Genomic DNA, 7,966 nt, shown 5'->3' on the forward strand with positions numbered 1-7,966 from the left:
ACTCAACTGCTCTATCAACTCATCCCTATCTATCAACGTGCCACCCTCATTATCCTCAACATTTCCCTGAGTATGCACCCAAAAAGCCAACAATTCCATCAACCTGCGTAGATCGTCTAAATCTAAATATTTAAACACCCCATGATTACTAATTTCTTTATTCGCATCCCAAGAAGTTAACAGTGTCTTCACCGCAGCATCATAAAGCTCAAACCGTCTTTTGGGCAAAACCGCCTGATACCTATGAATCAAAGCAATAATAGTCAATAACAAAGGATTTCGGGCCAATAACTTAATCCGGTCATTATCATCCAACGCCTTTCGTAAACTTTCCTTGCGCCTTTCTGCCTCCGCCTGATCCTGAAACCGACTGTCATACCAATTATTGATAAATGCCGAAATCTTCTCATCATCAAACGACTGCATTTGATAGTGGGGAAATTCCTCTGTGCGGAAAAAGTCGCGTCGATAACCAGCAGGGCGAGATGTAATAATTGCTCTATTTCTGTCAAACTGCCCTAAAAAATTCTCAATGCGCCTAACAACATCATAACGTTTTCCCTCCTCTGCCACTTCATCCAACCCATCCAACAATATTAATGCTCTGCCATCTTCTAACCAATGTTCAAAAAATCCTGTTGGTAAAGTTTTGACCGCCATAGTTTTCTCGGCAAATACGCGGACATATTCGAGAATACTTTTGTCTGGATGTCTTGCCAAATCTCGCATCCTGATTAAAATTGGCAGCCAGTCCGTGTTTGGATCTAAACCCAAAAGTTGAGGTTGTGTTTGTGCCAACATCACGGCAAAATAACTCATCAAAGTTGTTTTTCCCGAACCAGGCGCACCTAATATTACGAATTTCCGTGACTGACTTTGAGTCAATAATTCCGAGGCTAAAAATTTTCTGCCAGTAGTATTTACAAAAAGCTCTCTTTCCAGTTTTTCCCCAGTTCCAGCTAATAATAAATCTCTTTCAAAACCTCCTCCTATGGAGATATCTTCTACCACATCTGGCATGACAAAAATATAGGCTAATTTTTCTGACTTTTCTACTTCTTGCCCAGGCACAGAAATCCCAGCAAATTTCACATCATCAAACCAATTTGCTAACTGTTCAAAATAATTTTGTTTAGCTACTTGGAATTTAATATAAGTATCAGTTTGTTGAAAATAAGCATTCACAAAAGTTTCTATCCAAGGTTGTAAAAATTGTTGATTTAATTGAATATTTTTTGTCTGTGCTTCTTGTTGAAAAATAGTAACTAAAATATCAATATCTGGCTTGCCTTCACTAACTAATGGTTTTTGTAACTCTTGCAAAACAGCAGAATGTTGAAAGTATTGGCTGAGAAATTTATTAACTCCACCCCAACCATCTTGTTTAGCCGAATAAAATAAAAGCTGTTGAGGCGAGAGTTTATTTTCCCATTCCTTCACAGCTTTTTCTCCAGATTTAATTGCCTTTTCTATATCTGTTTTATTGAGAGATTGAGTGAGGCTTTTACCTCCTTTTTCCCAAGCAGTATCCCACAATGAATCTGCTATTTTTGATAATCCCCAACCTGCTAAACCTACCAAACCTGCTTCCATAATTTTATATCTAGTACCGCTACGCGGAAGTTAAATCTATATATATTCAGTGGCGAAATTTTGTTTAAAGTTGAATAAAAAGTCATGTGTAGGGGCGAGTTGACCCCAATGCTTAAATTGTATCACAATTTTTTTGGCGATGCAAGAGGAAAATCCTTACCGTTTTTTTAGAGCTTAACAAAATGCAGATTAATCATCCGTATATAGCGCTGTGCGCAGGCAACAGGCAACAGCTCATCTGGCAACAGAGGGAATAAATTGCCGATAACATAAGACTTTTAGCTATTGGGCAAATCCTGCAATTTGTAAATATACCAGCGCTCATTGCTATATCTGTGGCCAAATCGTTGTTGCTAGACAAGGATTTTTTTGAAGATGCAAGGGGAAATACTTTGCTGTTTTTTTTGGAGCTTCACAGGATGAGAAATTTCTGGATTTGTGAATATAGCGTTAGGGGAGCAAGTGTGGTAGCTATATCGCTTCTACATGAATAATATTGATACTGTTGATGGGGCAGGCGAATTTGGCGATCGCCACTTTTTTCCTTGGAGCTTCACAGGATGATAACTTTCTCTGCTTTGATGGTGTGAGTTTCCCTTCTATATATATTCAGTGACTAAATGCTGTTTTGAGGTTGAATAAAAAGTCATGCGTAGGGGCGAGTTAACCCCAATGCTTAAATTATATCACAATTTGTCTTGAGTGTGTCTTTCATTCCGAGGTCTCCTCGGAATTACACACTCGCTTTTTGAAGATGCAAGGGGAAATACTTTGCTGTTTTCCTTGGAGCTTCACAGGATGATAACTTTCTCTGCTTTGATGGTGTGAGTTTCCCTTCTATATATATTCAGTGACTAAATGCTGTTTTGAGGTTGAATAAAAAGTCATGCGTAGGGGCGAGTTAACCCCAATGCTTAAATTATATCACAATTTGTCTTGAGTGTGTCTTTCATTCCGAGGTCTCCTCGGAATTACACACTCGCTTTTTGAGGATGCAAGAGGAAAATCCTTGCCGTTTTTTAGAGCTTCACAGAATGCAGATAAATCATCCGTGTATCCGTGGCTAAATCCTTGTCTAGCAAAAACTTTGCATAAATCAAGCAATACTGTTAGCCCAATTTTTAGCCCATTCCAAAGTCTGCTTAACCTGCTGCATATTCGCAGCTTCACAATAAAGTCGCAAAACAGGTTCAGTACCACTAAACCGAATCAATAACCAACGACCATCAGCCAACCGCAACTTATAACCATCTATAGTCAAACAATCAACCACTTTTTGTCCAGCAACCTCTGTCAAAGGATAATTTTGTAACTGCTCCAACAAACGCGATCGCACCTCCATATTAGGCAAAGGTAAATCTATCCTGTCATAAACAGAACTAAAACCAGTTTTTTCTTGCAGTTTCCCGTAAATTGCACTTAAATCTTCACCAGACATTACTACTGCCTCTAACAAATAAAGTGCAGATAATAAAGCATCCCTTTCCGGAATATGAGTACCATAACCAATACCCCCAGACTCTTCTCCACCCACAAGCACCTTAGTTGACAACATCCGATCGGCAATATATTTATAACCAATGGGAGTTTCAAAAATTGGCATATTATATAACTGTGCCACCTTGGGAAATAAATCGGAACCACTAATAGTCTTTACAACTTCCCCACTAAACCCATGCCTAGTTGTTAGATGTTCTATCAGAATAGGAATTAAAATTTGGGAACTGAGAAAATTCCCCTCACCATCCACCGCAGCAATGCGATCGCTATCTCCATCAAACACTAATCCAATTGATAAACTTCCTTGATTTGCTGCTCGATAACTTTTCATTTCTTTAAAAAGTTTACTCAAATAGCGAGGCAAAGGTTCAGGTGCACCACCATCAAATAAAGGATCGCGACTACCATTAACCTCTTGAATTTCTACTCCCAATATCTTTTGCAACCCTCCCGCCGCAGCTCCGTGCATTACATCTGCAAAAACCTTTAATTTTCCCTCATTAATAGCAGACTTAATGTTGTTAATATCTACCATTTTTTGTAGAGTTTCACAATAACTCGGCCAAGGATTAAAACTTTCTATTTTGCTCCCCTGAACTGGATTTTTTTCTACTTCAACTGTTAATAATTCTTCTATTTGTTGTGTAATTTCTGGAGGAACTGACCCACCAAAAGCACCCTTTACTTTTAACCCTAAATATTTTCCTGGATTATGACTAGCAGTCATGACGATTGCCCCAAGAGCTTGTTTTTCAAATGCTGCCCAACTAAAAGCTGGAGTAGGAGCATAAGTTTCTGTTAACAGTACATCAAACCCTGCATTTTGAACAGCTTCAGCAGCAACTTGGGCAAATTCTTCGGCCATAAATCTACGGTCGTAGCCAACAATTACTGTTTTACTATTATTCGTGGAACCAGCATAATTTTTTTCTAAAATTTGCGCTGCGATTGGGGCTACTAAAGAAACTCGTTCAAAAGTAAAATCATCAGCTATAACACCACGCCAGCCATCTGTTCCAAATTTTATTGGTTTAGCCATACCATAAATCTCTTGATAATAGATTTGTTTGTTTAATTATTTGCTTTAACTCTCAGCTTTTTCCCCTACTTTTCTATACATAATTATTATCGAAAAGAAGAGGGAAATAAGAAAAGTTGCTTCCTTATTCCCAGGGCATTCAGTTAATAGCCATGAACTAGCTATCAGCTTTTCCGTTCCGGAATGCTCCGCAAACAGTATTTCACTATTAGCTGAAAATTCAAGGGTTTAAGTTCCCCCACTATATTTGAAAAAGTGCATGGTACGCCTTTTATGGGGGTTTGTAGACGCGGAGCTGCTTCTCTTGAGTATCCCTTATTATACACGCAACTAGAAGCTGATTGCTGATTGCTGATTGCTGATTACTGATTGCTACTTCAAAAGAATGCAGGTTGATGGCGAATTAAGCTCAGGTATTCCTCTCTAACTTTCTGATCTTCTTCAAATAAACCAAGCATAGCACTGGTAACAGTCCAGGAACCAGGCTTTTGTACTCCTCGCATTACCATACACATATGAGTAGCTTCTATGACAACTGCAACACCTTTTGGTTCTAAAACTTGTTGAATTGCCTCAGCAATTTGACGGTTGAGTCGCTCCTGAACTTGCAATCTACGAGAATACATTTCCACAATCCGAGCTAGCTTACTCAGACCTACTACTTTTTGATTGGGGATATAAGCTACATGAGCTTTTCCCATAAATGGTAACATATGATGCTCACAAAGACTAAAAAGATTGATATCTCTAACTAGAACCATTTCATTATGACCTTCGTCAAAAATGGCATTATTGACAATTTCTTCAAGGGATTGATTATAGCCTTGAGTGAGGAATCGCATTGCTTCTGCAACCCGCTTAGGAGTCTTGAGTAATCCTTCTCGTTCAGGATTTTCTCCTACTGATAGTAGTATTGTCCGTACTGCCTCCATCATTGCTTCATTGGTCTCTTCAGCAGGAGGTTGTTGCCTTATCGGTTGACCATTAGATGAGGAGCTGCGGTCAGGTCGGTGAGAAATACCATTTGTAGCTGCATCAGATGTTTTAGAGCCATTGGTGCTAGTTGTGTTATTGGAAGCGTTGGAAAAAGTTTGAGTCATAATAGATCCGGATCAGATTTAAAAAAAAGCAAGTTGTATCTTGACCTAACTTTTGCTAGGCCATTTAGCTTAGAGTGCAGCTCTCTGTTCATTGGTGGTAATCAGTTTTAGTTATTAATTAGGGTTTGTTGATTAAATTTAAAAGTCTTTACAGGCAAAGGTTTTAGCACTAAGGGAGTACCAGTTTCTAGGTAGTAATAGCTCAAAAGAGAGCGCATTTTGGGCGCATAGTGGGGCAGAAAATCAAGGGATGATTCCTCTGACTACCTCTTCTACAATTCCCATTCCTCCTGAATTGCAGGATTGCTGTTTGCGGAGCATTACGTAGGAAATTCTGGCTCCTGCCTTTACCACTCATACTTTATTCAGCAAACCCTAATTAGCAATGAACTATGAGAATGAGAAATTAAAAATTTCTCTGCTGTAAGTATGACACCGAGCAAGAATCTATTTTCACCGAAAAATTAGGTCTGAAGCCTCGCCCTTGTCGGGCGACTTTTTATTTGCAAGTGAATTGAACAAATTGAAAAACAATGAAAGAAAAAAATTCTATCTAGATTCTGTTGAATTTTATTAATTTTACTAGTTGACATCCTCCCAGCGCTGAATCAATAGATCAAACGTGGGATTCATAACCTTCACGGGTTAGGACTTGCTTCAATGCACCCGCCTTCAGGGATTTACTCACTTCAGGTCTTACAGTCGCTCGACAGACTTACACTGCCTGCCCGGCAGCCAAAATATTTATACTTGCGTTGATTTACAGATTATCTGTGAAACCGCAAGATTTGTTAGCATTACCATATGACACCAAGCTGCGCTATGGTATGGGTTTTACGCTAACATTTTGATAAAATGTTTGAGAGTTATGAGAGCAATATTTCCCTAGCTAAAGTGATAGATGAAAAACTACTGAGGTTATTTTAATAACCGTTTATTGTATTCTTATTAGGGTTGACACTATAACTTAGTTTCTAGTATAACCTAAAATCAACTTATTAAAAGTATACTAAATTCTCATCACTTCATTGAATTACATTTTATTATGTGGATCGTCTATTGAGTACTCCCAGAGTAGAAATAATTAAGTCACTAACAATAATCTTTCTTATCCATTTTGTGGATTTAGTCAAAAAAATTAACTGGATACAGAGAGAAGATATTCATCCGTCGAAAAATCAAACTTTTATTAATGGGTTAATAATTTGTGATTTTTGACTTCCACGAAGCGGTTAACCAGAAGACAAAATCAATTTCAGTTTTTAAGTTTCCAAAAATACTCCTATGGAACGGAACTTTTGATAACGTTGTTTTCGGCGCTCCTCACTGCTGATCTTAGTTAATTCTTCTATATTGCTAATTATGGCCTTTTTGAGATTTTCTGCTGCCTGTAATGGGTTAGCATGAGCGCCACCATTTGGTTCTGGGATGACACTATCTATAATCCCTATATTTTTTAAATCCCAAGAAGTTATTTTCAAAGCATCCGCAGCTTGAGAAGCTTTACCAGCATCTTTCCATAAAATTGCTGCACAAGCTTCAGGACTAGCAACTGTATATACAGAATGTTCTAACATGAGCAACCGATCGCCCACTCCAATCCCTAAAGCCCCACCTGAACCACCTTCTCCAATCACCGTACAAACTATTGGTACATCTAGATGAAACATTGCTCGTAGATTGTAAGCGATCGCTTCTCCCTGTCCCAATTTTTCGGCTTCTATACCTGGCCATGCACCAGGAGTATCGATAAAGGTCAAGATTGGCATTCCAAAGCTATTGCCATGTTCCATTAGCCTCATTGCTTTGCGATATCCTCCTGCTGAGGCCATGCCGAAATTACGGGCCACATTATCTTTGGTATCTCGTCCTTTTTGATGACCAATAATAACAATTGGCATTCCATCTATTCTGGCCAAGCCACCTACTATTGCTGGATCGTCACTTCCACCACGATCGCCATGTAATTCGATCCACTCATCACAAATAGCTTGGATATAATCGAGAGTACTTGGTCGCCTTGGGTGGCGAGCTAACTGTAGTTTCTGTACAGGGGAAAGACCATTAAAGATTTCTTGACGTAGTTGAGTTGCTTTTGCTTCTAGTTGGCTAATTTGCTCAGAGACATCTACACTACTACAGTCTTTAGCTAGTTCACGAATCTGATTTATACGGTTTTCTAATTCTGCTAGAGGTTTTTCAAAATCTAGGAGAATTTTACGTTCTGATTTAGGCACACCTAGTTTTTTCTTTTAAGTTCTACGTTAACATTGTTAAGTTTACCACAGTTGATCAGTTTTTTGATTAACGTAGTAAAGCTATTCATAGAGGGGTATCTACAATTCCATCTTGCTGTTGTTTATATTTTCTTTGAGCCATCTTAACAGCAGTTTGAGTTTGAAGGCCAAATTTCCCATCTATTTTTCCTTTTAAAAATCCCTTGGCCTTAAGACGTTGTTGTAACCCTCTGACTGCATTACCTCTCATGCCAATTTTGAGAGTTGTTGACATCCTCTCCGGCCTGAAGGCGCGGATATTCCTACTGAACCGAAGCTCTTCGGTGGGTGGACGTTTTGCTTCGCATAGCTGTCGCTAACATTGGGTGCTGCTACCTTGGCGGTAGTCTTATGCTTTCCTCCGCGTCCGTTTAATGTCTCGGACTGCCCGCCCGCGACTAATATAATTAAAGTCAACGACTCTCTCACGAAAGCCGTTGCTCTCCAAAACCGTACAT

Annotated in this window: 5 protein-coding genes; all 5 read right to left on the minus strand. The window is 39.0% G+C overall.

Annotation, left to right across the window (positions count from 1 at the left end; translation table 11 throughout):
- Positions 1-1,593, minus strand: a 1,593-nt coding sequence (locus AC3DU7_RS19095; RefSeq protein WP_488040896.1) for an NACHT domain-containing protein, incomplete at its 3' end; no start/stop codon positions are given.
- Positions 1,594-2,689: 1,096 nt separating this feature from the next.
- Positions 2,690-4,132, minus strand: coding sequence for a phosphoglucomutase/phosphomannomutase family protein (locus AC3DU7_RS19100; RefSeq protein WP_488040897.1), 1,443 nt, complete (start codon positions 4,130-4,132; stop codon positions 2,690-2,692).
- 377 nt (positions 4,133-4,509) lie between these two features.
- Positions 4,510-5,232, minus strand: coding sequence for a GTP cyclohydrolase I FolE (gene folE, locus AC3DU7_RS19105; protein WP_488040898.1), 723 nt, complete (start codon positions 5,230-5,232; stop codon positions 4,510-4,512).
- Between the two features lie 1,262 nt (positions 5,233-6,494).
- Positions 6,495-7,469, minus strand: coding sequence for an acetyl-CoA carboxylase carboxyltransferase subunit alpha (locus AC3DU7_RS19110; RefSeq protein ID WP_488040899.1), 975 nt, complete (start codon positions 7,467-7,469; stop codon positions 6,495-6,497).
- Between the two features lie 85 nt (positions 7,470-7,554).
- Positions 7,555-7,743, minus strand: coding sequence for a peptidoglycan-binding domain-containing protein (locus tag AC3DU7_RS19115; protein WP_488040900.1), 189 nt, complete (start codon positions 7,741-7,743; stop codon positions 7,555-7,557).
- Positions 7,744-7,966: the final 223 nt, after the last annotated feature.

This window comes from Okeania sp. (genome assembly GCF_983059655.1).

What these genes read in the sequence shown, in the direction of transcription:
- AC3DU7_RS19100 (WP_488040897.1), bottom strand. Translation starts at nt 4,132, where the DNA reads ATGGCTAAACCAATAAAATTTGGAACAGATGGCTGGCGTGGTGTTATA.
- folE (WP_488040898.1), bottom strand. Translation starts at nt 5,232, where the DNA reads ATGACTCAAACTTTTTCCAACGCTTCCAATAACACAACTAGCACCAAT.
- AC3DU7_RS19115 (WP_488040900.1), bottom strand. Translation starts at nt 7,743, where the DNA reads ATGTCAACAACTCTCAAAATTGGCATGAGAGGTAATGCAGTCAGAGGG.